At 59.3% G+C, this 23,573-nt stretch carries 22 protein-coding genes; 3 read left to right on the top strand and 19 right to left on the bottom strand.

The genetic code is table 11. The features are described from left to right. Nucleotides 1-87: 87 nt before the first annotated feature. The 7 genes from ACOYW2_RS20350 to ACOYW2_RS20320 form a co-directional block, all read right to left on the bottom strand. Nucleotides 88-1,737, bottom strand: coding sequence for an AMP-binding protein (locus ACOYW2_RS20350; RefSeq protein ID WP_482767760.1), 1,650 nt, complete (start codon nt 1,735-1,737; stop codon nt 88-90). A 94-nt stretch (nt 1,738-1,831) separates the two neighbouring features. Continuing rightward, entirely contained in the window at nt 1,832-2,404 is a 573-nt protein-coding gene (locus ACOYW2_RS20345) for a helix-turn-helix domain-containing protein (RefSeq protein WP_180139290.1), read from the bottom strand. Between the two features lie 436 nt (nt 2,405-2,840). Further along, the gene (locus tag ACOYW2_RS20340; protein WP_482767759.1) at nt 2,841-3,503 is read right to left on the bottom strand and encodes a retropepsin-like aspartic protease; all 663 of its coding nucleotides are present in this window, start codon (nt 3,501-3,503) and stop codon (nt 2,841-2,843) included. 29 nt (nt 3,504-3,532) lie between these two features. Continuing rightward, entirely contained in the window at nt 3,533-4,834 is a 1,302-nt protein-coding gene (locus tag ACOYW2_RS20335; protein WP_482771064.1) for a TRAP transporter large permease, read from the bottom strand. Nucleotides 4,835-5,280: 446 nt separating this feature from the next. Continuing rightward, entirely contained in the window at nt 5,281-5,748 is a 468-nt protein-coding gene (locus ACOYW2_RS20330; protein WP_482417819.1) for a TRAP transporter small permease, read from the bottom strand. Further along, the gene (locus ACOYW2_RS20325) at nt 5,745-6,779 is read right to left on the bottom strand and encodes a TRAP transporter substrate-binding protein (protein ID WP_482767758.1); all 1,035 of its coding nucleotides are present in this window, start codon (nt 6,777-6,779) and stop codon (nt 5,745-5,747) included. Before ACOYW2_RS20325 ends, ACOYW2_RS20330 begins: the two co-directional genes overlap by 4 nt. A 343-nt stretch (nt 6,780-7,122) precedes the next feature. After that, nucleotides 7,123-8,520: an NAD(P)H-dependent oxidoreductase gene (locus tag ACOYW2_RS20320; RefSeq protein ID WP_482417817.1), complete on the bottom strand. Its 1,398-nt coding sequence runs from the start codon at nt 8,518-8,520 to the stop codon at nt 7,123-7,125. Between the two features lie 481 nt (nt 8,521-9,001). Between ACOYW2_RS20320 and ACOYW2_RS20315 the strand changes: the two genes are divergently transcribed. Beyond that, a complete protein-coding gene (locus ACOYW2_RS20315) occupies nt 9,002-9,631 on the top strand; it encodes a MerR family transcriptional regulator (RefSeq protein ID WP_482419762.1) in 630 nt (209 codons plus the stop codon). A 51-nt stretch (nt 9,632-9,682) separates the two neighbouring features. On the opposite strand, the gene map is transcribed toward ACOYW2_RS20315, so the two are convergent. The 3 genes from map to ACOYW2_RS20300 form a co-directional block, all read right to left on the bottom strand. Beyond that, the gene (gene map / locus ACOYW2_RS20310; RefSeq protein ID WP_482767757.1) at nt 9,683-10,576 is read right to left on the bottom strand and encodes a type I methionyl aminopeptidase; all 894 of its coding nucleotides are present in this window, start codon (nt 10,574-10,576) and stop codon (nt 9,683-9,685) included. Between the two features lie 224 nt (nt 10,577-10,800). Continuing rightward, complete coding sequence (locus tag ACOYW2_RS20305) at nt 10,801-12,120, bottom strand: glycosyltransferase family protein (RefSeq protein ID WP_482767755.1); 1,320 nt, start codon at nt 12,118-12,120, stop codon at nt 10,801-10,803. Then, the gene (locus ACOYW2_RS20300) at nt 12,117-12,656 is read right to left on the bottom strand and encodes a phosphatase PAP2 family protein (RefSeq protein WP_482767754.1); all 540 of its coding nucleotides are present in this window, start codon (nt 12,654-12,656) and stop codon (nt 12,117-12,119) included. The genes ACOYW2_RS20305 and ACOYW2_RS20300 overlap by 4 nt, the downstream gene beginning before the upstream one ends. A 265-nt stretch (nt 12,657-12,921) precedes the next feature. On the opposite strand from ACOYW2_RS20300, the gene ACOYW2_RS20295 reads away from it, so the two are divergent. Beyond that, the gene (locus ACOYW2_RS20295) at nt 12,922-13,422 is read left to right on the top strand and encodes a GNAT family N-acetyltransferase (RefSeq protein WP_482767753.1); all 501 of its coding nucleotides are present in this window, start codon (nt 12,922-12,924) and stop codon (nt 13,420-13,422) included. 87 nt (nt 13,423-13,509) lie between these two features. Here ACOYW2_RS20295 and ACOYW2_RS20290 read toward each other — a convergent pair whose 3' ends face one another. The 3 genes from ACOYW2_RS20290 to cysC all read right to left on the bottom strand — a co-directional run bounded on the left by ACOYW2_RS20290 (nt 13,510) and on the right by cysC (nt 15,686). Further along, complete coding sequence (locus tag ACOYW2_RS20290; protein WP_180139322.1) at nt 13,510-14,079, bottom strand: phosphoribosyltransferase; 570 nt, start codon at nt 14,077-14,079, stop codon at nt 13,510-13,512. Between the two features lie 100 nt (nt 14,080-14,179). Next, the gene (locus ACOYW2_RS20285; RefSeq protein ID WP_482767752.1) at nt 14,180-15,088 is read right to left on the bottom strand and encodes an EamA family transporter; all 909 of its coding nucleotides are present in this window, start codon (nt 15,086-15,088) and stop codon (nt 14,180-14,182) included. Between the two features lies 1 nt (nt 15,089). Further along, entirely contained in the window at nt 15,090-15,686 is a 597-nt protein-coding gene (gene cysC / locus ACOYW2_RS20280) for an adenylyl-sulfate kinase (protein WP_482767751.1), read from the bottom strand. Between the two features lie 271 nt (nt 15,687-15,957). Here cysC and ACOYW2_RS20275 point away from each other — a divergent pair, with 271 nt between their 5' ends. Beyond that, nucleotides 15,958-16,590, top strand: coding sequence for a hypothetical protein (locus ACOYW2_RS20275; RefSeq protein WP_482767750.1), 633 nt, complete (start codon nt 15,958-15,960; stop codon nt 16,588-16,590). Nucleotides 16,591-16,666: 76 nt separating this feature from the next. Here ACOYW2_RS20275 and ACOYW2_RS20270 read toward each other — a convergent pair whose 3' ends face one another. From ACOYW2_RS20270 to ACOYW2_RS20245, 6 genes are all read right to left on the bottom strand, one after another. After that, entirely contained in the window at nt 16,667-18,304 is a 1,638-nt protein-coding gene (locus ACOYW2_RS20270) for a glutamate synthase-related protein (RefSeq protein ID WP_482417807.1), read from the bottom strand. 998 nt (nt 18,305-19,302) lie between these two features. After that, entirely contained in the window at nt 19,303-20,193 is an 891-nt protein-coding gene (gene menA / locus ACOYW2_RS20265) for a 1,4-dihydroxy-2-naphthoate octaprenyltransferase (RefSeq protein ID WP_482767749.1), read from the bottom strand. Nucleotides 20,194-20,462: 269 nt separating this feature from the next. Further along, the gene (locus ACOYW2_RS20260) at nt 20,463-20,624 is read right to left on the bottom strand and encodes a hypothetical protein (protein WP_482767748.1); all 162 of its coding nucleotides are present in this window, start codon (nt 20,622-20,624) and stop codon (nt 20,463-20,465) included. A 75-nt stretch (nt 20,625-20,699) separates the two neighbouring features. Continuing rightward, a complete protein-coding gene (locus tag ACOYW2_RS20255) occupies nt 20,700-21,449 on the bottom strand; it encodes an ABC transporter permease (protein WP_482767747.1) in 750 nt (249 codons plus the stop codon). After that, nucleotides 21,446-22,252, bottom strand: coding sequence for an ABC transporter ATP-binding protein (locus ACOYW2_RS20250; RefSeq protein ID WP_482767746.1), 807 nt, complete (start codon nt 22,250-22,252; stop codon nt 21,446-21,448). Before ACOYW2_RS20250 ends, ACOYW2_RS20255 begins: the two co-directional genes overlap by 4 nt. Before the next feature lie 10 nt (nt 22,253-22,262). Then, nucleotides 22,263-23,228, bottom strand: coding sequence for an ABC transporter substrate-binding protein (locus ACOYW2_RS20245; protein ID WP_482767745.1), 966 nt, complete (start codon nt 23,226-23,228; stop codon nt 22,263-22,265). Between the last annotated feature and the right edge of the window lie 345 nt (nt 23,229-23,573).

Here is a 23,573-nt window from a genome sequence, read left to right as displayed (position 1 = left end):
GGAACCCAGGGGCGCAAATGCGCAGGGCGAGGAACGAGCCCCGGAGCATTTGCGAGCCTGGGGATTTATCCCCTGGTGTTTTTTCCGCTATTCGTGATCAGGAAACCAGGTTTTGTAGTTCTCCCGCATTTTGTACTTCTGCACCTTGCCGCTGGCCGTCATGGGGTATGCGTCGACAATGGCCACGTGTTTGGGGATTTTAAAGCGGCTGATTTTTCCCCGGCAGAAGTCCCGCACGTCTTCGGGGAGGAGATCTGCCCCCTGTTTCGGGATGACGAAGGCGGCCACTTCCTCGCCGTATTTGCGGCTGGGGATGCCCACCACCTGGACGTCCTGAATTTCTTCCATGGTGTAGAGGAACTCTTCGATCTCCCGGGGGTAGATGTTCTCCCCGCCCCGGATGATCATGTCCTTGTGGCGGCCGGTGATGGTGATGTAGCCGTCCTCGTCCATGGTGGCCAGGTCCCCGGAGTGGAGCCAGCCGTCTTTATCAATGGCTTTTTCCGTGGCCTCGGGCATGTTGTAGTAGCCCTTCATTACGTTGTAGCCCCTGCAGCAGAGTTCGCCCTGGGTTCCCGGGGCCACCACGTCTCCGGTTTCCGGATCGATGAGTTTTACCTCGATTTCGGGCATGGCTTTGCCCACAGTCTCCACGCGCTTTTCAATGCTGTCTTCGATGCGGGTCTGGGTGATCACCGGGGAGGCCTCGGTGAGGCCGTAGCAGATGGTGATTTCGCTCATGTACATTTTGCGGATCACCTGCTTCATCACGTTGATGGGGCAGGAGGACCCGGCCATGATGCCGGTGCGGAGCGAGGAAAAATCGAACTTGGCAAAGAGTTTGTGCTCCAGGATGGCGATGAACATGGTGGGCACGCCGTAGAGGGCTGTGCAGCGTTCCTCTTCCACGGAGGCCATCACCTGCACCGGGTCGAAGCTCTCTAAGACTACCAGGGTGCTGGCGTGGGTAACGGCGGCCAGGACCCCTAAGACGCAGCCGAAGCAGTGGAAGAGGGGAACCGGCAGGCAGAGGCGGTCTTCATGGGTGAAATTCTGGTTTTCGCCGATCCAGAAGCCGTTGTTGCCGATACTGTGGTGGCTAAGCATCACCCCCTTGGGAAACCCGGTGGTGCCGGAGGTGTACTGCATGTTCACCACGTCGTGGCAGGAGAGGGTTGCCTGGCGGGCTTGGTAATCTTCCTCTGAGACCATGGGGGCCATGGCTTCGATCTCGGGGATGGAGTACATGCCCCGGTGCTTTTCGTGACCCAGGAAAAAGACCCGTTTGAGGTGGGGGAATGTGTCGGTTTTGAGGTAGCCGCGCTGGCAGGTCTTGAGTTCGGGGATGAGGTCGCAGGCGATGTTGATGTAATCGGCGTCCTGATACCCGTTGATGACCAGGAGGTTCTCCGACTCCGACTGCTTGAGCAGGTACTCCAGCTCGGCGGACCGGTAGTTGGTGTTCACGGTGAGGAGAATGGCGCCGATTTTGGCGGTGGCAAACTGAAGGGTCACCCAGTAGGGGATGTTGGTGGCCCAGACCGCCACCTTTTCTCCCTTTTGGACCCCCAGGGCCATGAGGCCCCTGGCCACCCGGTCCACGGTCTCGCCGAATTCGCGATAGGTGAGCCGAAAGTCCCGGTCCACGTAGATGATGGCTTCGTTGTCCGGATGCTCGGCAACGGCTTTGTCGAGGATCTGCCCTAAGGTCAGTTCCCGAAGATTGGTGGTGGTCATGGTCTGCTGCTCCGTATTGCGCTGGCCCGTTTCACGGGCCGGGTTCGTAACCGAGGGATCTTCATGGCACGGGCGTGGCGGGTATCCGCCCGAACTATTCCGGAATGTAGAGCACCGCGTAGATGCACGCCGGGGTCTCTGAAGCACAGCTTACGTAGTGGGGGACCACGGAGTTGTAGTAGATGCTGTCTCCGGCCTTGAGCAGATGGGTCTCCGTGCCGTAGATGACCTCCACCTCCCCTTGGGTGACCACGATGAACTCCTCCCCTTCGTGGGTGGAGAGCTTTTTGTCATGGGCAGATTCGGGCAGGATCTCGATGAAGAAGGGTTCCATGTGCCGGTCGGTTTTGCCCTGGCCCAGGGAGAAGAACCTGAGGGCAACGGGTTTGTCCTTGTCCGGGAGCATGTCGATCTCTCTTTTCTGGTCGCCTTTGCGCACAATAAGAGGATCTTCGCTTACCTGATCATCAAGAAGGGTGCCCAGGCGGACCCCTAAGACCCGTGAAATTTTGAGCAGGGGACCAAGGGAGGGGAAATACTCTTTCTCACGGCCGATCTGTTCCAGGAACTCCCGTTGAAGTCCCGTGCGCTCCACAAGATCCTCCAGGGTGATGCCCCGTTGTTTCATCAGGCCGGCAATACGGCTGCCGATCTTCTCGATTTTCATGCAACGACTCCTTCATGTTGTGTTGGTGGATGGCTTGCCATCAAATATCACAAGGGGTGCCGGATTCCTTACAGGACGCAGGCACGTGGAGCGCCCCTCCTGCGGGATTGCTGACCGCCGGTCACCCTGGCGGGGGTTGAAAAGCATCGTGAGCCTGTCTCGTCGTGATCGGATGGGATGTCCACCGGTCGGGTGGGGGAAGAGGAAACAGCTTGAGAATGATCCCTTTCATGTTACAGGATCTCTTACCGAATTCATGCCTTGATTGTAAATGGATTTTTCGTGGAAAAACGTGTTTTTTTCGGTTTCTCCGCACGTGGGAAAGGCGGGTTTGCCCCCCGGGGCTTTCCGGGTGCGGGGCAAGCTGGGGAGAGGCGGGCGGCAGCGACGAATCGCAATGGGGGTATTCCTCCTTTACGGGGAACATAGTGGCTGATTACTTGGCCCAGAGGATGCGATGGTTTGCCGTGTCGATGGTGTGGGGAAAGTGTTTGAGAAAATCCATGCCCAAAAGGCCTTCGTGCTGGGTATGGCCTCCGTAATAGGGAATGACCGTGATGGTGGGGTTGTCCAGCTTCTTGGGACCCAGGGAGATAAAATCCGCCCTGGTGATACCTGTCTGGATGGTGTGGCCACCCGCCACCGAGGCATGGCCCGTAGCCATGTTCCTCAGACCGATGCGGCGTGCAAGGGCCTTGTGGATCACCGTGGTGCTGGCCCCGGTGTCCAGGAGCAGGATGGCCGAGACCGTCCGGTTGTTGTTGCCGATGGTCACCCGGACCAGGATTTTGTTGTCGGCAAAGGTGAACCGGGTAGAGGGCGCATTGGCCACGGGGGCGGGCTTGCCCTTCCGCTCCCGCTCTTCCTTGGTCATCTCTTCCTCTTTGAGGTCGACCACTGGCTCTTCGGGCTTCTCGTCAAACTGGTCGTAGAAGACCTTTGATTTTTCCGCCTCCTCTTTGGGCACCTGGCTCAGGTCGTCGGTAAAGCAGATGACCCCGTCTTCGTTTCTGTACTGGTAGAATTCCGCATATCCGGTCCCGCTGGAGAGAACCCAGGCCGCGGCAAAAAGTCCTGCGATGATGTGTCTGAGATGCATGGTGCTGTCCTCTCGGCCTGTTGCTCGGGTTATCCCATGGCCTCGGGAAGGACCAGGGCAATATCTGGAAAGAATATCACAAGAAGGGCAGCCAGGGCCAGGGCCGCAAGCAGAGGAAGCACCCCCTTGAAGATCACGGAAAGGGGGATGCTGGGCACAGCACTGGCGCCAGCGTAAGCGTGGATTCCCACAGGGGGGGTGATGACGCCGATCTGGGTGACCAGCACGATGACCACGCCGAACCACATGGGGTGAAACCCCAGCTCGGTGACCACCGGGTAGAAGATGGGGACGGTGAGCATGATCAGGGCCAGGGCGTCGATGAAGCACCCGCCCACCAGGTAGACCAGGACAATGAGGCCGATGACGGCATACGGGGGCAGGGCCATGTCCGCCACGGCCGTGGCGATCTCAAAGGGAATGCGGGTGACGGCCAGAAAATGGCCGAAGATGGTGGCCCCGGCAACGATGACAAGGATCATGCACGAGATGCGCGTGGTCTCGGAGAGGGCGGCTGCAAAGCCTGAAACGTCGATGGTGCCTCGGGCCAGGGCAATGGCCAGGGTGCCGAAGGCGCCGATGCCCCCCGCTTCCGTGGGGGTGAAGATGCCGAAGAAGAGCCCGCCCATGACCAGGGCAAAGAGGAGCAGGGTCTCCACCAGGCCGCTCAACGACGCCAGGCGCTCTTTGGTGGTGCTTTTGGGGCCCCGTGGCGCCACCTCCGGGGTGATGAGGGCCCAGACGGCAACGGCCGCGGCAAAGAGCAGGGTGAGCAGGATCCCCGGAAGGATGCCAGCCATGAAGAGCCCCCCGATGGACTGCTCGGTCATGATGCCGTAGAGAATGAAGATGACGCTGGGGGGCACGAGGATCCCCAGGCTTCCCCCTGCCGCCACCACCCCTGCGGCCATGGTGTCCTTATAGCCGTAACGCTTCATCTCCGGGATGGTTACCGAGGCCATGGTGGCGCAGGTGGCGTTGGTGGAGCCGCAGATGGCGGAAAATCCGGCGCAGGCACCGATGGTGGCGATGGCCATGCCCCCGGGCAGGTGACCCATGAACCGGTAGGCTGCCTTGAAGAGCCGGGTGCTGATGCCCGCATGGAAGGCAATCTGCCCCATGAAGATGAACAGGGGAATCACGGTGAGGTTGTACGATCCGAAAACGTCGATGATGTCCCGCACCGCCAAATTCAACGCCGCGTCAAAGGAGACCAGGGCACCAAACCCCAGGATGCCGGTGAGGGCCATGACAAAGCCCACGGGCATGCCCGTGAAGAGAAGGGCAAAGAGAAAAAGAAAACCGGCGGCCCCGGCGGTTGTTGGAGACATCATAAAGATACAGACCCTCAATAGCTCGGTTGAAAATGCCGAAAAGCCTCCGGCGGCGAGGTGTGCCACCTCGAAAGCAGGTTGCCATTGCGCTTCGCCCTTCGTTCCTCAGGGCAAATCGTAATGGCATTTTCTGCGGGCTCCGCCCGCAACCAAAGCTGGCGGCTTTACGGGACGGTTCATAATCTGTTTAGTCCGGGTGATATTAAGAAAATTCCAAAACCCTTCATCGTGTTTTTAGAAAAATGAAATGGGCCTCTCCTGCAAAAGCGGCGGCCACATGTCACACACCATGCGAATGCCTTGAAAACGGTTGCATGATGTCTGCTTTCATGCATTCGCCTCAGGGTTTCCAGGTGCCCCCACCTGGCCGCCGGAGGCTGGCTTTTCCTGCCCACTTTAACCATAGAAGGCTGGCTTTTTGACCATACAAGGCACGCTTTTCGCTACTTTAGCCGTGTGGCCAGTACGGCCACAAAGAGACCCATGCCTGCGGTGATGCCTGCCACCACGGGCCACACCGGGATTTTGAGGGTCATGGAGACCTCGGCGGCTTCTTTCAGCTCCAGGGCGTGGCTGCCCATGCGCAGGGTGAGGAGGCCGAAGAGGAGGATGAGCACCAGGGTGACGGTGCGGTCCAGCCATTTTGCAGGGGCCGGGGGGAGCTTTTCCCTCAGGAACGCCACGGCGATGTGGCCCCCTTTGAGGGTGGTGTCGGCCAGGGCAAAGGCCACCATAAGGGCGCTGAGGAACCCCACGGTTTCGTATGTCCCTGCAATGGGGCTGCGGAAGAAGCGCAGGACAACATCCAGGCAGGTTGCCGCCATCATGGCCAGAAGGCAGGCGGCGGCGAGCCAGGCAGAGAACGTGGCTCCCTTGGTGATGCCTGTGGTGAGCGGGCCCGGCCTGGTCATGCGCCCCTCGCCTGGAGTTGGAGGGCCATGATGCGTTTGAGGGTCTCCACCAGGGTGGCTCCGTCAAGGCCTTTCTCTGAGGCCCGGGTGATGTAGTCCGTCACCACCGGGCGGACCGCATCTTTCCAGGCCGCGTTTTCCTCTTTGGAGAGTTCCACGGTGCGGTTGCCCCGGGCAAGGCTGGCTTCCATACCTGAGGTATCCAGCTCGTCCCAGGCTTTGCCGTGGACATCCACCCACCGGGCGCTGGTCTGCTCCAGGATGGTTTGCAGGTCGGCGGGCAGGGCATTCCATTTTCGTTTGTTCATCACTACGTACATGGTGGTGGTGTAGCCCACGGTTTTGCAGAGGGTGGTGGAGGAGATCACCTCGGCCTGGCGCCAGCCCTTGAGGACTTCCACCGGCCCGAAGGTGCCTTCCACCACGCCCTTTTGAAGGGCCTCGTAGGTGCTGCCCTGGGGCATGGCCACGGGCACGGCGCCCAGGGCTTTTACCACCTTGGCCGAGAGGCCGGTGGAGCGGATCTTCAGGCCCTTGAGGTCGGCCAGGGAGGCCACCGGTTTTTTGGTGTGGAGCAGGCCCGGTCCATGGGCGTGGAGGTAGAGCACTTTCACGTTGTCCAGCTCTTTGGGGGCCATGGCCCGGTGGTAGGCATTGACCACCCGGGAGGCGGTGAGGCCGTCGGGATAGCCCATGGGGAGATCGCAGGCCTCCATGACGGGAAAGCGGCCCCGGTTGTAGGCGAACACCGACATGCCGATGTCGGAGATGCCCCCTGTAACCCCGTCGTAGCAGTTTTTGGCGTTGGTGAGGGTTCCGCCGGGAAAGACGGTGATTTTGATGCGGCCGTTGCTCTGTTTTTCCACCTCTCTGGCCCAGGCTTCGGCGGCCTTGGCCTGGCCGTGGGAGGCGGGAAAGAAGACGCTGTAGGTCAGCTTCCAGGTCTTGGCTGCTGCAGGGGTGGAAAAAAGGGCCAGGGCAAGGGCCCCGGCAAGAAGAAGGCAGGAACAGCGAAGGACATGTCGGGTCATGGTACACTCCTCGGAAATCCTGGTGTGATGTCACGTCGAAGGCCGTGGCGATGGCTCGGCCTGAAACCATGGTGTTTCGCCTTGTTGTGGAATGGTGATGCGTCATTAAAAAACCGTGACTGGCGGTCATTTGTCAAGGGAATTGTGGCTATGGTGGGGAATCCATGATGTTTTTTGCGTGCGGGTTCCCTATCAAGGGGCTGGGCGTGTGTTGATGGGTTGAGGCCGTCAAAGGGAGCGGTTTTCGGGAAAACAGGAATGAAAAAAGCCCTGCACGCGTCAAGTCGGGCGTGCAGGGCTTTTGGATGCAGGGAAACCGAAGTGTCTGTTTTATACCAGCCCTTCAGTCATTGGGGGTGTCGGCTTTTTCCACGATGCCTTTGTGGGGCTTGACCATCTCTTTTTTCAGCATTTTTCGTATGGCCTGACGCATGTCCGGGTCCTGGGTGAGCTTGATCATGTCTTCGCTCATCTTCATGGCGTCGGCGTCGTCGTGGGGAAAATCGTAGAGCCCGTTGGCTTCGTAGTAGGCGTGGTCGGCCTGGAAGACAAAGCGGTGGCGTCCCCACACGTCGTCTCGGAAGACCTTTCGCCCGCCGATGCCCACAAAGGTGGCCGGGCGCACATACCCGCGCTCGGCAAAGGCGGTGATGCGGCGGACCATGGTGTCGATGCGGGAGTCAATGAAGCCGCTTCTCTCCACCTCGTCGGTGACGGTGTCGGCAAGGTGGGCGCCCTGCCATTCGACGATGGCGTCCAGGGTCCCTTTCAAGGCCACCATCTGGGTCAGGGGGCCGGAGAGGAGCAGGCCCACCTGCTTGCCCTTCAGTGCGGGAACATGGTTCTGGAAAAAGCTGCGGTCGAAGAACTGCTTCCAGGTGGACGAGAGCCACCGGTCCCTGATTTCACCGGCGAGGATGAGGATATCGGCCGGGGCCACCTTTTCCCGGGCAAAGTCGATGAAGTCATCTTTGCCCTCGTAGATGCACGCGTGGTCGAATCCGCACTGGATACATCCCAGGCAGTCTCCCTTGACGTTGAGCTCTGAGAGGGTAACCACCTCGATGTCCGCCTTGAACCCTTGGGTGCAGCGTGCCACCATGCGCCCTAAATTGGTTCCGTCGTAGTTTTCGTCCTGGATGAGCAGCACTTTCAGGGGGCCTGAGTCCACGGGTTCAGGCGCCGGGCCGCTTTCGTAGACATGCCAGCTGTAGGAGAGCGGGTAGGTGCGCTTGCCGAACATGGCCCCGGAGGCGACATCCTCGAAGAGTTGCGCGGCAAACTGGGCCAGGCGTATCTGTCCTTCTTCCTTGAGGAGGTCGTAGGAATCTGCGGAGTAGGAGCCGGCGAAGAGGGTGTCTAAGTCGTCGTTGATGGCCCGCAGGTAGTCCACGGCATAGTTGTCGAAGAAGTTGATGGAAGTGGAGATGGCCGCAGCGTATTTCCCCTTGAATAGCGGGGCTTTGCCGTCGTTAAACACCTTCTCGATGAAGCGCTTGTACTGGGCAGGCACCAGGCAGGTATAGACGGGTGTGGCCCAGAGGATGAGGTCTGCCTGTTTCACTGACTCCATGACGGCGTCAAAGGCATCTCCGTTTTCTTCCATGAGGGCGTTGATTGTCTGGCCGATGTGGAACACATCGTAGGTATGTTCCGGGAACAGTTTACTGATGTAGTTGACCGATTGCAGGGTAACGCTGTCCTTACCCTTCGGGCTCCCACTAAGGACGGTGATGTTCATCTTTGGACTCCTTGAAGTTGCAAAAGCAAATCTTTAGGGGCCGGAAAGTGCACCATGAAACTACTGAAATGTCTACTTCCCCCTTCTCCACTGAGTGAGTTTTAGCAGACGGTCAATTCGTGTGTAAAGCGGAAAGTTTCACTTGCCACTTTGGTGGTTGAAACTTGGTAAACAATGTTTTAATATCGGAACCATTCTTGCCGCAAGTCCCCGAGGCGCGCGGTAATTGCTTTCCTCAGTTTTAAACTCGAATTTGTTGTTTTTTATGTAAGTGCTCAGACCCACTATGGTTCTTTGTTGAACCGCTGTTTTTTTTGAAAAAAAAAGGCACATGGGGAAGGGGCCTGCCACCACGACGGCAGGGTCGTGTCGTCGGGTTTGGACAACCCGCATCGGGATACACACGGTGATAAAATTCTACAATTCCAGGCCTGTGGGGGCGGAATTGCCAACCCATGCGAAGGATCGAGGATCAGGCACAATGGAGCAGATGATATCCGAAGATATTCCCCGTACGAATCGCGGGGTGCCTTATGTGAAGATGCGCGACCTCAAGTCGCTGACGGGGCTGCCCGGGTCCACCATTCAACACTATGCCAACCTGGGGCTCCTGCCGGGAACGGTGAAGACCGAGACCAATGTGGCGTGGTATCCCCCGGACACCGTGGCGCGGATCCGGCTGATCCGCCTGCTGCAGAACCGGCATCGCCACGCCGTTACTCAGGCCATTTCGCGGGAGGTCTTTATCCGCGACACCGGCCTCACCGCAGAGATCGTGGAACGGCTGGAGGCCTTAGGCCTTCTGCTTCCGGTGAGCGAAGGAAAGTATGATCGGGAGGACGTGATGGTGGCGTCCCTGGCCCGAAAAGCCCTGGCCATGGGGGTGGACCTGGAGGACCTCACTTTTTATTCGGATCTGGTGGGCAAGATGGTGGCCCGGGAGATGAAGCTGAGACGGGGGGTGAGCCGGGGGCTCAGCGTGGAGCAGAACAGCGCCATGACCCTGGAACTGACCCGCATGGGGCGGGCGTTTCGTATCTACCTGTTTGATCGGACTTTTCAGAAGGTGATCCTGGATTCGGTGTCGGAGGATGATTCGGAAACCATGTGACGGAGGCGCTGCCCCCGGCGGAGAGGCCGGGGGCAGTGCAGGGGCTTGTGCCTACAGGCCCAGGGGGGTGAGGCTTTCAAAGCCCTCTTCGGTGACCACGATGGTCTCCTCAAACTGGGCGGAGAGGGAGCCGTCACGGGTGACGGCGGTCCACTGGTCATCGAGGATATAGAGCTCGGGGCTCCCTAAGTTGATCATGGGCTCGATGGTGAAGACCATGCCGGGCACCAGGGGGATGCCGTGGCCCTTGCGGCCGAAGTGGGGGACCTGGGGGCCTTCGTGGAACTCGTAGCCTACCCCGTGGCCGATGAACTCCCGGACCACCGAGCAGCCCTGGCCTTCGGCGTAGCTCTGGATGGCGTGGCCGATGTCTCCGATGGTGTTGCCGGGGCGCACCACAGCAAGGGCCTGCTTCAGGCTCTCTTTGGCCACCTCCACGATTTTCACGGCGTCCTTGGACGGAGTACCCACATAGTGGGTCTGGTTGGCGTCTGCGTAAAATCCGTCCACAATGGAGGTGATGTCCACGTTGATGATGTCGCCGTCTTTGAGGACCCGGTCTCCGGGGATGCCGTGGCAGATGACATCGTTCAGGGAGAGGCAGACACTCTTGGGGTAGCCCTTGTAGTTGAGGGGGGCGGGGATGCCGCCGTTCTTGACGGTGAACTCGTGGACGGCGGTGTTGATCTCATCGGTGGTGATGCCCGGCTTGATCATCTCTTTGACCAGCTCGTGGGTCCTGACCACCAGATCGCCCGCGACCCTTATTTTTTCAATGTCTTCCGGCTTTTTCAGGCGAATGTCGAACTTGTTTTTGTAATACGCTTCCACGTTGTCGGGATCGGGCTGGCCTTTTTTCAAGGCGCAGCACTTCTTGTATTTTTTCCCGCTGCCGCAGGGGCAGAGTTCGTTCCGTCCGATTTTGATTCCTAATTTCTTTTTCATAAGGCCCAGTGTGAGTGGCAAGGTAAATGACATGGATAAACCCATGATGGCCTCAAAAACAAATGGGTGAGGCCGCGTTATATATACAACATGTCGCCAGCTGCCGCAGGGACCGGACAGGGAAAAAAGCAATACAGCCACCCAGGTAAGGTGGTGGGGGACGACCGCTGTCCGGCCTCGGGAATGCCTCGGCGTTCAAAGGGCCCGCGCTGTATAGTTGCCCGTTACTTTTTCATCCGTGCCCGCACGCCGTGTCGTCGGCTGGCGGTGACGTTTCCAACAACCGCATCAACCAGTGGTGTTGTTGCTCGAATGGATAAATATAGGGCAGGTTTAGGACAATGTAAAGGGGGGCACCGGAGACCGGTTGGCTGGGCGGGGGTGCAAGGCGGCAAAATGTTCCTTCTTTGATGATGAAATATCCGGGCTAAGGGGACTTCAGGCCGTGAATCCCCGGGCAGGGAGGGGCGGGTTGGTGTGACGGCCGGTGGGCCGGTCCATGGCCCGAAGGGGATCACTGCGGGTTGCGCGTGCCCAGAGGCGCCGTGAGAGAATATCGATTTTTTCGGTGCAGCCGCGGGTGATCCAGTGGGCCAGCTCCGATGCCGTGTCGGGAAAGGGACGGGGGGTGGGCATGGGGGCATCCAGCCACGCTGTGACGGTGCGTGGGGCAAGGCGTTCCATGCGAGTCGCAAAGCCAAGGAGTTCAAGGACCCTGGCGTTGGAGAGCTGCTCCATCTGGCTGTCGGGTCTCGTTCCACCAGGAGCTTTTTGCCCAGGTGAATCGCTTCGCTTGCAAGCTCAAACCCCGCGCTGCTGATCACCCCCTGGCAGGTGGCAAGATCTTTTTGGAACCCTGTGCGGCTGAAGGGGCGGAGGTGCAGGTTTCCCTGGTCCCGGGGGGCGTTGATGTCGCAATAGACCGTGTACCGGGCCTGTCCTGCCTGGGCAAGGACCTTCTCAACGGCGCGGCGTTCTTCAAAGGGCAGGTAGACCAGAATTTTTCCTGGGTCCGGCGGAGCCGCGGAGTGGGCTGTGTCGATGATGGGGGGCAGGATGTGCGGGGCATAGGGATGCCAGTGCAGGCCCACGGAGGTGGTGCAGGGGGCAAAGTATCTCATGACAAGGCGCTGCAGGGGCCGGGCTCCTTCCACGGGGACGGGGTCGGCAAAGGCGTTTTGGTGGGAGATGCCCAGGCACGGCAGGCCATGGAAGCGGCAATGCCAGGCCGTGACCGGTTCAAAGTCGCTGATGATGCGGTCAAAACCAGACAGGTCCAGGGCGCGGACATCCCGGAAAAAGGTGGGAAACGAAAGGTTGGCCGCTGTCTTCAGCGGGTCGATGCGTCCTTTTACCGTGGTAAAGGTAAGCCCTTTGCAGGCCCGGTAGTGACCAAAGGCCTCCATGTCGAAGAGTTTTTCCGGCGGCCTGCCGGAGAAGAGCCAGGTAACGTTTGCTCCTGCCGCTTCAAGGGCACGACCCAGGATTCGGGCTCGGGTGATGTGACCGTTTCCCGTGGCCTGGACACCGTAAAAGATCTTCACGGGGTCCCTCCCGGCATCAGGAGAAGGGCGGAGACGGCGCTGCTGATCCCCAGGGTCATGCCCGCCAGGATGTCCGTGGGGTAGTGGACCCGCAGGACCACCCGCGACAGGGAGATGAGAAAGGCCAGGCCCAGGGCCGGGATCATGAAGGCGGGGTAGACGTGTCCCACCAGGGTGGCCGTGACAAAGGCGGCGGCGCTGTGGCCCGATGGAAAGCTGAAGGTATCCGACGGGGTGATGAAGGCTGACACCTGGCCCAGGGCGTGGTTGGGCCGGGGCCTTCGGATGGTGTGCTTCAGGAACAGGTAGAGGGGCAGCTCAAGGGCAAAGGCCAGGAGCCCGGCCGCAAGAAAGTAGGGTCCTCTTACAGGCTCGAAGAGCGCAAGGCCCAATCCTGCGGCAAGGTAGAGGTAGCCGTCCCCCAGCCGGGAGATCCAGCGGAACACCCCGGCGATACGCTGGGCACGGGGCCTTTGGACAATCCAGAGGAAGAGTCTCACGTCACAGGTTGTGAACGTCTTGATGAGCGTGCTCATACATGGCCTCCTTGATGAGTGGTTGCATGTATTTTAAAGACATCCCTGTTTCGGTTGTGTGTCGGGGACGTGAGGGTTCTGTTGCCTTGCATCGGAGAAAATAAAAAGCCATCGGGGTGTGCCGTGGCTGTGGCCATCCAGCTCTGTATCCCCTGGGGTAACACACGGAAGAGACGTGTGAAAAGGTTTGGACAAAGGGGGCGCCCAGGCGCATGATAAAGGGCGATACGGATTTTCAGGCTGAGATGACTACGGAGAAAACGTGATGGCAGAGATGACAATTCGAGAAGCCCGCGTGCAGGATGCAGATACCCTCGCCGACATGATACGCCTCTCCCACTGGGACGTTGCAGAGCGTTTTGACCTTACAAAGGAAAATTGTCCCAAGCACCCCTCCTTTTGCCTGGACTCGTGGGTTCAGGCTGATTTTCAACGGGGCGTGAGGTACTTTTTCCTGGATACCGACGGCTCTCCTTCAGGGTGCATGGCCCTGGAACGGGCGTCGGATCAGGAAATGTACGTGGAGAGGTTATCGGTTCTTCCCCACAGGAGGCGCTGCGGAGCAGGTATCCGCCTTGTTGCCCATGCCCTGGGGGAGGCAGCCAACCTGGGCGTCGATACCCTGGGCATCGGCATCATTTCAGAGTTTGCCGAGTTGAAGGCCTGGTATCGGTCCCTTGGCTTTGAGACGGAGTCGGTGAAGCGTTTTGACCACCTGCCGTTTGAGGTGTGTTTTATGAAGCGCTGGGTGCCGGTGACGGTGTAGGGTATATAGAGCTCCCATGCCCTTGGAAAACAAAAAAAGCGGGCCCCGTATGGGGTCCGCTTTTCTGCGTTTGAGCCGGAGGTTGGGCTACTTGCCCTTGGCCGGATCCGGGAAGATGAATCCCTTGGCGGCGAGCTCCTCCTTGGAGAGGGCTTCCAGCTCGTGGGGGAGGACCAGCCAGTCCTGGGAGGCGTATTTGCGGTAATGAAAGTGGGGGGTGATGTCCACCTGGGTGTTTTCCGGCTTGTAGTAGAGGGCCGCCATTTTCACGTCTTCGGGGTTGCACTCCACCTCGTCCAGAACGCGCTCGTATACCGCCTTGAAGGTTTTTCCGCGGTCGAAGATGTCGTCCACGATGAGAAGGCGCTTGCCCTTTTCCATGCGGCGCTTCAAAGAGTCCAGGTTCTCTACCAGAACCTCACCGGCCTGGGCGATGCCCGTGTAGGACTGGGCGTGGATGGTGGTGAACTCCTTGGGGGTTCCGGAAAGGAGGCCAAAGACCTCCTGCATGTAGATACAGATCTGGGCCCCGCCCCGCGTGATGCCCGAGAGGATCTCAAAATCTTCCCCTGCCGTGAAAATTTTCTTGGCAAATCCCCAGCAGTCCCGTTCCATCTGGAGGGCGTCGATAAAAATTTTTTCGTTAACCTGGCTCATGTGAACTCCCCGGTTTTATAAAAAAGAGCCCTGTCATTCCCTGATTTAAGCGTGTTTGGCGCAGTCATACAGGGTTTTTGTCAGGATTTCCACTGAAGAATCATCCCGCAGCCACGAGAACAAGCCCCACGGACATGATGGCAATGCCCGTGAATTTCGGCGCGGTGCGGCTCTCCTTGAGGATCCCCATGCCCATGAGGGCGCCCAGGGGGATGCTGAGCTGGCGGAAGGCCACCACGTAGGTGACGTCCGAGGCAAAGTTCATGGCGGTGAGCACCAGGCTGTAGGTGCCGGAAACGCCGATACCGGTGACGGCGGCGTTCTTGAGGCGCCGGGTGACCGTGTGCCGGAGACGCCCTCGGGACGTTACCCTTGGCAGGACCAGAAGGAGCATAAAGCCGATACTTGTGAGGTTCTGGACGAGGAGGTAGAGCAGGGAGAGCCTGAAGGAGGAGATGCCCTGGTCCGTCAGGGGGGAGAGCAGGCGGATGCAGTGGTCGTCGGCCAGGGAGTAGACCACGGTGCACAGGGCCACCACAAGGGCCGTTGCCGAGGCGCGGTTGAGATATCCCCCGGGACGGATGTCTTTAAAGGAGGCCTGGGGCAGCACAAAGCAGCCCGCCATGATCAAGGCGCCGCCCGCAAGGCAGGTGGCGGAGATGGCGTCACCCCGACCCAGGAGAAAGGACCCGGCGGCAACAAAGACCAGGGGAAAAGCCCGGGCAATGGGGTAGACCACGGAGAGATCTCCGCACCGATAGGCCGCAGAGAGGCTGGTGTAGTAGAGGCACTGGAAGAGCCCCCCCACCGTCAGCGGAATCCAGACCGCCGGGGGAAACCGCAGCACGGTGGGAACCACGGGCAGCACCACTGGCGAAAGGGCCAAGGTGCCGATGACGGTGGCCACCAGGAAAAACGCGATGGAGGGGTGCTCGTGTTTTCCCAAGAGGTTCCATCCCGCATGGGTAAACGCAGAGACAATGATGAGGGCAACGGCGGTGAATTCCATGTCAGGGCTGCCTTTTCAGCATTGGGAGAATCTGGCTCAGGAGAAGGTCGGCACAGGCCTCGGGGGAACGCGTGCTGGTGTCGATGGTCAGATCCGGATTTTCCGGGGGCTCGTAGGGGGCGTCCAGGCCGGTCATGCCGGTGAGGACCCCCTGTTCTGCTCTGACGTAGAGGCCTTTGGGGTCTCGGGTGCGGCACACCTCAAGGGGGGTGGATACGTGGATCTCCACGAACCGGTTTTGAAATTTTCCCCGCAGGGCGTTTCGTTCGGCATGGTACGGGCTGATAAAGGCGCAGAGGGTGACGAGCCCGGCATCCAGAAAGAGCCCTGCCACCTCTCCGATACGGCGGATGTTCTCTTTGCGGTCGGAAGGCGAGAGCCCCAGGTCCTGGTTGAGACCGGAGCGGACATTGTCCCCGTCAAGGAGGATGGTGTGGACCCCGTGGTCATGGAGCCGTTGCTCCAGAAGACCAGCCACCGTGGACTTTCCCGATGCGCTGAGACCGGTGAACCAGAGGAGCAGGGGGGCATGCCCCTTTTGGGACGCACGCATCCCCGGGGTGACAGGGTGGTTGTGGGTGAACACTCGGGTCGTCATAACAGTTCCTTAACGAGTCTGGGCGGGGCAATGGCCGGATAGCCTTAGGTGATCCGTTCATACCATCGGACGGGGCGGGAGGAAATAGGAAAAGGGGGGTGGGGAGTGAATGGTCAATAGTGAATAGCGGGTGGGAAATAGCGAATGGGGAGCGGTTTCAGATGCGTCCCGTCATTACATGTGACGGAAAGGTGGCGCCGGGGCCTGGGGGTGTATTATAGCAGATGGCTTGGAAAGGTTTTTGGGTAGACGCAGGCAAGGAGAGAGGGAAATGGACGAGCCGGTATATATTGTCTCGGGATACATGCGATCCGGGACTTCCATGATGATGAAGGTGCTTGAAGGGGCGGGCATGGTGGCCCGGTACAACTCGAAAAAAGATGAGGTGCTGGGGGAAAAGTACGGCAGGGAGGATTACCACCCAAACCCGGAAGGGTTTTTCGAGCTGGGCCGCAAAGAGTTCGATGACCCCGGCTTTCCCGGGATTTTTTCAGGGCAGCTCATCAAGGTGCTTCACTGGCGGCTCAAGGGGCTGCCCGCCCACCCCTATCGCATCTGTTTTATGACCCGGGATCCCAAGGAGATCGAGGTGAGCTACCTCAAGATGTTCAGGCGCCGTCCCCCCTTTGTCCTTCAGAAATACCACGAGCTGGTGGCGGAGGTGGTTCGGGACGTGAATGCCCGGGGCGACTCCGAGATCCTGCTGGTGCCCCACGCCGAGATGCTCAGCGACCCGTCAACTGTCCTTGCCCGTCTTTCCTCAGCCGGGTGGCCCCTCACCGACCTTAAAAACGGCGCCGCCCAGGTGGATCCGTCCCTCTACCGCTCCCGCCCCGAGACCCTTGCCGAGGCCCGCGACGCCGTGCCCGGACTTCGCACCGACATGCCAGAGTGCCTGTCATAACAAAAAAGCCCCCGGAAAACCGGGGGCTTTTTTTTATATCATGCAGCGGTCGACAACGCGCCGCCTGCCAGGGAGATTATCCCAGAAGGATTTTCTTGGCAGACTGGTCGTTGATGTCCGAGATGTGCAGGATACCTGTCTCTTCGGCGGTCTCGCGGTTGGCTGCGAAGATGTCGTTTCGGGTCAGGGTGTCCATGGAGAAACGACGGGCACCTGCCATGAGCTGCTGGATGCCGCAGCCGAGCTTGTCGGCGAGGGTCCAGATGGCCATGGCGCCGTAGGGGATGTTTTCCATCTCCTCTTTGCCCACTTTCTTTTCGATGTCGTAGTAGCAGGAGAAGATCTCCTGGGGGGTGGTGCCGAACTGGGTAACGGTCTTGGGAAGTGCATCCCAGTTGCCGTTGACATTTTCCTTGCGCTCGTGGTGGATGGCACCTTCGATGTTGGCCCCGAGGAAACCGGGAACCATGAGGGCACGACCCATGCAGATGAGCTTGGTGAAGGGGGCACCCAGGGCCAGGCCCTTGTAGATGCTGTCTTCCAGGGCAAAACCGCCAGCAAAGGAGATGTCCACAACGTCCTGGCCGTTGGCAGCCAGTGCCGCAGCGTATTCGTAGGCCTTGGCGTGGAGGTTGATGGAGGGAACGCCCCAGCTCTGCATCATGTTCCAGGGGCTCATGCCGGTGCCGCCGCCGGAACCGTCGATGGTAAGCAGGTCGAGCTTGGCTTCGGAGGCGAACTTGATGGCCATGGCCAGCTCTTCCATACCGTAGGAACCGGTCTTCAGGGAGATGCGGGCAAAGCCGAGGCTGCGGAGGTAGTCCACGCTCTTCATGAAGTCTTCGCGAACGAGCTCTACGCTGTTGAGGTTGGTTCCACCGAGGCGGCTGTGTCGGGCAAAGGACTTGATGGCACCGCTCTTGAATGCTTCCTGAACTTCGGGAAGGAGGGGGTTGGGGTCAACCACGTAGCCACGCTCTTTAAGGAAGGTGGCGTAATCGAGGCTGGAGACCTGGATCTCGCCGCCGATGTCCTTGGCGCCCTGGCCCCACTTGAGCTCGATGATGCACTTGTCACCGTACTTCTCTGCAACGTACTCGGCCACGCCGTTACGGGTGTCTTCCACGTTGAGCTGAACGATGATGGCGCCGTAGCCGTCATAGTAACGCAGGTAGGTTTCGATGCGGCGGTCCAGCTCAGGGGAGTTGATGACCTTGCCGTTTTCGATGATGGACTTCTGGTCCACGCCCACGACGTTTTCGCCGACGACGATGGGAATACCGGTCAGGGCGCAGCCGATGGCAAAGGAGTCCCAGTATTTGGCGGCAATGAAGGTGGAACCCAGGGCACCGGTCATCAGGGGCATGCGGCACTTGGTCTTGATTTCGTTACCGAACTCGGTGGTCAGGTCCACGTTGGGGAAGATGCAGTCGTCCGGGTCGTTGGTAAGGGTGCCGTTGAGGCCCATGGCGCCGTACGCGTAGCCCTGGATTCGCAGGGAGTTGTAGGAGACGCCCAGGTGGGTGGTGTTGTTGGCACCAGCGGTGACCACACCGAAATCACGGGGGTAAAGGAGTTTACGGCCGACCATGCTGGAGAGCCAGGTCTCGCATTTGCCCTGACAGTCGGCGCGGCAAAGGGTGCAAAGTCCTGATTCAGCGGGGTTTCCACGGTTTACGGTTCCGAGTACATCGTTGTTTTTGGCAAAACGCATGACAATTCTCCTTCTCAAAGTGATCTTAAAAATATGTCAAATCAAAATTATCGTGATGCGGATGGCATGTTCTGTATGCAGCGTGATGTTCACGCGCTCGGTCACAGCGTTCTGAATGTAAATACCTGCTCAGGTATCGCAGTCCTTGATTAATAGAGAGTACAATGGCAAGCAAATGAGATCGCATGCTCGGTTCGTGATCCTGGGCAGATTTTATCCGGGGACGTCTCTGGCTGTTCAGGAGAACTCAGCAAAGGCGCAAAACATTCAGTGTAGCGCTTTGTATTATTAGTTTGACCGTTAAGATCGAACCAAAACACAGTTTATATGACAGTTCAAGAAAAAATTGAGCGAGATATTCCAAGGGATCGGGCAATGGAGTAGGCGCAAAATCCGCAAAAAAATGGGTTGAAGTAATTTACCTGCGATAAGTTTTAGAATGACTTATAAAAAGGGGGGAGACCGCTCCGAATTTTATTCGGGCTTTATGAGGATCAGCCGAATAATACAAAGAGGTCCATGCTCATTTTTTTCGCGCCGTGAACTGACGTTGACGTAAAATTCAGTCGTTGGTCCAGGGTTGGTACCCTGGCTGTCGGACGGGAATGCTCTGAATTTATTTGATATCTGATATATCACATATGTGAGAAACAGTGTTGTTCGGTCAAGGGAACGGTTCGCCGATTCGCTGCCTTTTGCCTGTTCTGCGTCAATCGCGAAACTGAACTGAATAATATTCGCGAAAAGGAATGTTCGGGGTGTGTTTCTGCGATTTGAGTTGAAATGACGGGGGGCTTTCTGTGGTTCGGTGAGTTCCGGCAGCAGGGCGGGGTGCGCGGAGAACGCCCCTGGCTCCTGAAACGGCGGGCGTTTCACCTTTATACGGGTTGGGTAAGGAAAAAGGCAAAGGGGGCTGTTCTGCTGAAAAGGCCTTTTGTAGCGTGGCCATGCACAGGAACAGCCCCCGAAGACTGCCGTTTTGGGGGTGCGGCCTTATCTTATACGGCAAGGCCCACAGAGAAGAGCAGGGAAAAGACCACCGAGAGCCTGGCCGTTGACGCCAGGGTCTCGTTCAGGGCGGGGCCCTTGGTGTGGAAGAGATCCTTTATAATAGGCAGCACCATGGGAGAGGCTCCCAGAGCCAGGAAGCCCGCAGCGCCCATGAAGCCGGAGAGGAAGAGCAGGGGCAGCATGAAAAACGGGATGAGGACAAGGAGTCCGCAGAAGACGGAGCTCATGCCGCGCCCCATGCGAACGGCAAGGGTCCGTTTGCCTGCCACGGAGTCCGTGGGGATGTCCCGGAGGTTGTTGACGTTCATGATGGCCGCCACCAGGAGGCCTGCAGGGATGGAGGCGATGAGGGGCCGGGGGCCCATGGCAAGGGCCTGGACGTAATAGGTGCCGCAGCACCGCCACCGGTCCGAAAAAGAGAAAGGCAAAAAAGCGACCTGAGGCCGTTGGAGGCGATGGGCAGGCCCTCCGCTGTATGCCAGGGTGGAGAGGATGCACAGCACGCCGATGACCACAATGGGCAGGCCGCCCCGGGCCACCAGGTAGATCCCCGTGACAGTGGCCAGCACCAGGCAGAGCACCATGGCGGCCAGGACCCGGTTCGGTGCGATGAGGCCACTCTGGGTTACCCGCACAGGCCCCATGCGCTTTTCCGAGTCGATGCCGTGCTTGTTGTCAAAGTAGTCATTGGCCAGGTTCACCGCCACCTGAAGGAACATGGCCCCGAAAAGGGCAGCCAGGGCCGGGAGAAAGGCAAAGGCGTTGTCGCCCATGGCACAGGCCGTACCCACGATAACCGGAGCCGCTGAAGCGGGAAGGGTTTTGGGCCGGATGGCAAGGAACCAGGGGGATGCAGTAAGGGTTTGAACGACAGACATGGGGAACTCCTTTATATAAAAAATGCCTCCGGCGGGTCGCTTTTTGAAAAAAGCTCCGCAAAAACTTTTCGATTGCATCGTCTTCAGCTGCCCAGCCCCGACGGGGCTGGGCAGCTGAAGACGATGCATGTGCGTTATGTTAACCCGGATATTTCACGAGTCGAGTGCACCCATATTCAAGGCATCAGAGCTGCAGATGTAGTGGTTTACCTCAAGGCTCTGATAACGCAGAAGGTGGGTGCACTCGGCCCGCCCGAAGGGTGAGAAAATCAAACAGCAAACGGCGATTTACATTTTGTATTTTCAAAATAGCTAATATTTTTATTGTAGATATCCGAAATAATAGCTCTTTTCTTTTCGGGGCTGGCTGCTTTTTCATGAAATATCCGGGTTAAAACAGCCCGCTTGTCGATAGCTTTCGGTCTGTCCATGTCGGTTGTAAGACCTGTTTTGTCAAACTTTTTCAGCCACGGCAGGGCCGCCGGAGGCTGAATTCCGTCTGCTTCTTACCCCTTTGCGTACCTTCGTTCGATGGTATGGATCAGGACATAGAGGGCCGCGCCCAAAAGGCCCATGGCCATGATGCCTGTGTACATCTCCGGGTACATGAGGACCTGGTAGGTCTCCACCACGATGTAGTAGCCGAGCCCCCAGCTGGTGAGGGACTGTTCGGCGATGAAGAGGACGGCCACGGCCGTGCCCACCGAGACCCTCAGGGCCGTCAGCACTGCGGGGATGGAGGCGGGCAGGTAGACGTAGCGGAAGAGGGCCCGTCGTCCCGCGCCCAGGGAGCGCACCGAGATGATGAGCTCGCGCCGGAGCCCTGCGGCTTCGTCCCTTACCACCACCAGGATCTGGAAGAAGATGATAAAGGCGATGAGGGTTATTTTGGAGAGATCGGTGATCCCCAGCAGCACGTAGATCACCGGCAGGAAGATGATCTTGGGGATGGGGTAGATGATGGCCACCAGGGGCCCGACGATGCGGTCGAGTTTGGGCAGCTGACCCAGGGCCAGGCCCAGGGGCGCTGCCGTGATGACGGCCAGGAGGATGGCGGCCAGGACCCGCGCTGTGCTGGCCAGAAGGTGGAGACCCAGTTCTCCGGGCAGGGCCTTGAGAAAGAGGGGTACCACCACGGTGGGGGGCGGCAGGATGGGCCGGGCAAGGAGCATGGAGGCCACCTGCCAGAGCAGGAGCAGGGTGAGGCTGCCCAGAAGGGTTCCCATGGGGGTGGAGCGCCGACGTGTCTGGCTCATGGCTCCTCCTTTCGGGACCGGGTTTCGATGAGGGCGCGCAGGGCGCTGCACTGGTCCAGGAACTTTCTGCCCATGCGCAGGTCGGGGTCTCCGGCGTGGGGATTGTCCACGATGGTGGGCGTTTGGTTCACGGTGTCGGACAGGACGAGAATTTTTTCGCCCAGGACCACGGCCTCTTCGATGTCGTGGGTGACGGTGAGGCTCGTGAGCCCGGTCTCCCGGTGAAAGCGGTTCATCACCCGCTGGAGCTCTTCACGGATGGGGGCGTCCAGGGCGGAAAAGGGCTCGTCCATGAGGAGGAGGTCCGGTGAGAGGACCAGGGTTCGGGCAATGGCGGCCCGCTGGCGCTGGCCTCGGGAGAGCTCTGCGGGGTATTTTTCCCGCACGTGATCGATGCCGAGCCAGGAGAGCCAGTGGCGGGTCAGGGCCTCTTCGGCCTCGGGGTCTTTTTTGGCGTCTTCGGGGCTGTGTTTGCCGTCGGGACCGTAAAACCCGCGGATCTTGAACCCCAGCTTCGTGTTCTCTTCCACCGTGGCCCAGGGCAGGAGCCCGTGGTCCTGGAGGACCAGGCCCGTGCGGGGCCGGGGTCGCTCAATGGGAGCGCCCCCCACGCGGATCACCCCTGAGTCTGGCCGGGTCAGCCCGGCCATGAGGTAGAGCAGGGTGGTCTTGCCGCAGCCCGAGGGGCCGATGACACTCCACGCCTCGCCCTGGCGGATGGTGAGAGAAAAATCCTCAAAGATGGGGGCTCGGTCCCGGTAGCGGAAGCCCAGGGTCTCTATGTCGATGATGGGAGGTGTCACAGGTCTCGCCTTACTCCTTGAAACGGCCGGTCACAACGGAGGTGCCGTAGGCGACGGGTTTTTTGAGGATGCCTTTTTCCGTCATCCAGGCCATGACATCGTCCCACTGTGCCTTTGATGGCACGGTGTTGACGGGAAAGGGCGGAATGACAAAGCTCTGGCGGACGTTCTTGGGGACCCGGATGTTTTTAAGCATCAGGGGACGGAAACTCTCCGGGTCGGCGTTGATGTCTTGGGCAGCCTTCATCCAGGCGTCCACAAAGGCCCCCACCGCCTGTTCGTTGCCGGTCCAGGCTTCGGCGCTGACGGAGAGGACGCTTGCGCTGTACAGGGGGGCGCGGGTGTCGTCCATCACCACATGGGCACCGGCCTTCATGGCGGCAAAGGCCAGGGGATCGGGCAGGGTGGCTGCCTTGATCTGTCCGGAGAGGAGCAGCTGCATGCGCTCGGGCAGGACAGGCACCGATTTTTTGACGATCTCTTTGGCAGAGAGCCCGCTGTCGCCCAGGAGCCGGTCCGTGAGGTACTCGATGACGGTGTGTTTGGAAACGGCAATGGGAACCCCTGCAAGCTGCTCCGGGGTGGTGATCTTTGAGCCGGGGCTGGAGAGGATGCGAAAAAGGGGCGAACTCCCCTTGGGTGCCCGGGCCACGGCCACGATCTTCATGCGCACCGTCTCCCGGTTGAAGCTTGCCGTGCCCGAGATTTCGTTGACCATGGCGTCGATGCGGCCCGCCTGCATGAGCTGGTCCCGTTCCAGGGCGCTGCCCACGGGGAGGGTCTCCACGCGGATGCCCGCCTCCTCGAAGTACCCCTTTTTCTCGGCCACGAACACGGGCAGCACATCGGGGATGGGCAAAAGGGCGATGCGCAGGGTGGGGGGCTGCTGGGCTGCGGAGGCTGTGGGGCAGACCGACAGCAGTGCCAGCAGGGCGAACAGGGTGGTGGCAGCCTCAATGGCGAGCTTTTTCATCATAGACCTCATGGCATGGGATTGAAAAGGCGGTGTTCCCATGGGGAAAACGCCTTACTGCATTACTCGTAACCTTACGGTGTATACAGGATTTTTACGGGGTAACGTACCCTGCCCGCACGCAGTTTTCACGCTTCGGTGATCCGGGGGATGGGCGTGGCAGGTCGTGAAGCGCTTTGATTTGAAGGGGTGTGATCGTCGTTTTTGTGCAAAAACGGTTGACACGGGTGGCGGGGTGTGACAGGAAGGAAGGCAACGGAAGCCTGTAGGTTTCAGAAGCAAAAATGGTTCTTTATGCGTTTTGGCCCCGAATCGGAAAGGGCTGGAAACGGCTAATCTTAAGCCACG

The sequence above is a fragment of the Desulfoluna sp. CLI2B genome (genome assembly GCF_056847375.1).
Note: the sequence above shows the minus strand (reverse complement) of the source record. Positions and strands in the feature narration are given on the sequence as shown.

Bases quoted from the DNA above. Each gene is read 5' to 3' on its own strand.
- ACOYW2_RS20350 (WP_482767760.1), bottom strand. From the start codon at position 1,737: ATGACCACCACCAATCTTCGGGAACTGACCTTAGGGCAGATCCTCGAC.
- ACOYW2_RS20345 (WP_180139290.1), bottom strand. From the start codon at position 2,404: ATGAAAATCGAGAAGATCGGCAGCCGTATTGCCGGCCTGATGAAACAA.
- ACOYW2_RS20340 (WP_482767759.1), bottom strand. From the start codon at position 3,503: ATGCATCTCAGACACATCATCGCAGGACTTTTTGCCGCGGCCTGGGTT.
- ACOYW2_RS20335 (WP_482771064.1), bottom strand. From the start codon at position 4,834: ATGTCTCCAACAACCGCCGGGGCCGCCGGTTTTCTTTTTCTCTTTGCC.
- ACOYW2_RS20330 (WP_482417819.1), bottom strand. From the start codon at position 5,748: ATGACCAGGCCGGGCCCGCTCACCACAGGCATCACCAAGGGAGCCACG.
- ACOYW2_RS20325 (WP_482767758.1), bottom strand. From the start codon at position 6,779: ATGACCCGACATGTCCTTCGCTGTTCCTGCCTTCTTCTTGCCGGGGCC.
- ACOYW2_RS20320 (WP_482417817.1), bottom strand. From the start codon at position 8,520: ATGAACATCACCGTCCTTAGTGGGAGCCCGAAGGGTAAGGACAGCGTT.
- ACOYW2_RS20315 (WP_482419762.1), top strand. From the start codon at position 9,002: ATGGAGCAGATGATATCCGAAGATATTCCCCGTACGAATCGCGGGGTG.
- map (WP_482767757.1), bottom strand. From the start codon at position 10,576: ATGAAAAAGAAATTAGGAATCAAAATCGGACGGAACGAACTCTGCCCC.
- ACOYW2_RS20300 (WP_482767754.1), bottom strand. From the start codon at position 12,656: ATGAGCACGCTCATCAAGACGTTCACAACCTGTGACGTGAGACTCTTC.
- ACOYW2_RS20295 (WP_482767753.1), top strand. From the start codon at position 12,922: ATGGCAGAGATGACAATTCGAGAAGCCCGCGTGCAGGATGCAGATACC.
- ACOYW2_RS20290 (WP_180139322.1), bottom strand. From the start codon at position 14,079: ATGAGCCAGGTTAACGAAAAAATTTTTATCGACGCCCTCCAGATGGAA.
- ACOYW2_RS20285 (WP_482767752.1), bottom strand. From the start codon at position 15,088: ATGGAATTCACCGCCGTTGCCCTCATCATTGTCTCTGCGTTTACCCAT.
- cysC (WP_482767751.1), bottom strand. From the start codon at position 15,686: ATGACGACCCGAGTGTTCACCCACAACCACCCTGTCACCCCGGGGATG.
- ACOYW2_RS20275 (WP_482767750.1), top strand. From the start codon at position 15,958: ATGGACGAGCCGGTATATATTGTCTCGGGATACATGCGATCCGGGACT.
- ACOYW2_RS20270 (WP_482417807.1), bottom strand. From the start codon at position 18,304: ATGCGTTTTGCCAAAAACAACGATGTACTCGGAACCGTAAACCGTGGA.
- menA (WP_482767749.1), bottom strand. From the start codon at position 20,193: ATGTCTGTCGTTCAAACCCTTACTGCATCCCCCTGGTTCCTTGCCATC.
- ACOYW2_RS20260 (WP_482767748.1), bottom strand. From the start codon at position 20,624: ATGGACAGACCGAAAGCTATCGACAAGCGGGCTGTTTTAACCCGGATA.
- ACOYW2_RS20255 (WP_482767747.1), bottom strand. From the start codon at position 21,449: ATGAGCCAGACACGTCGGCGCTCCACCCCCATGGGAACCCTTCTGGGC.
- ACOYW2_RS20245 (WP_482767745.1), bottom strand. From the start codon at position 23,228: ATGATGAAAAAGCTCGCCATTGAGGCTGCCACCACCCTGTTCGCCCTG.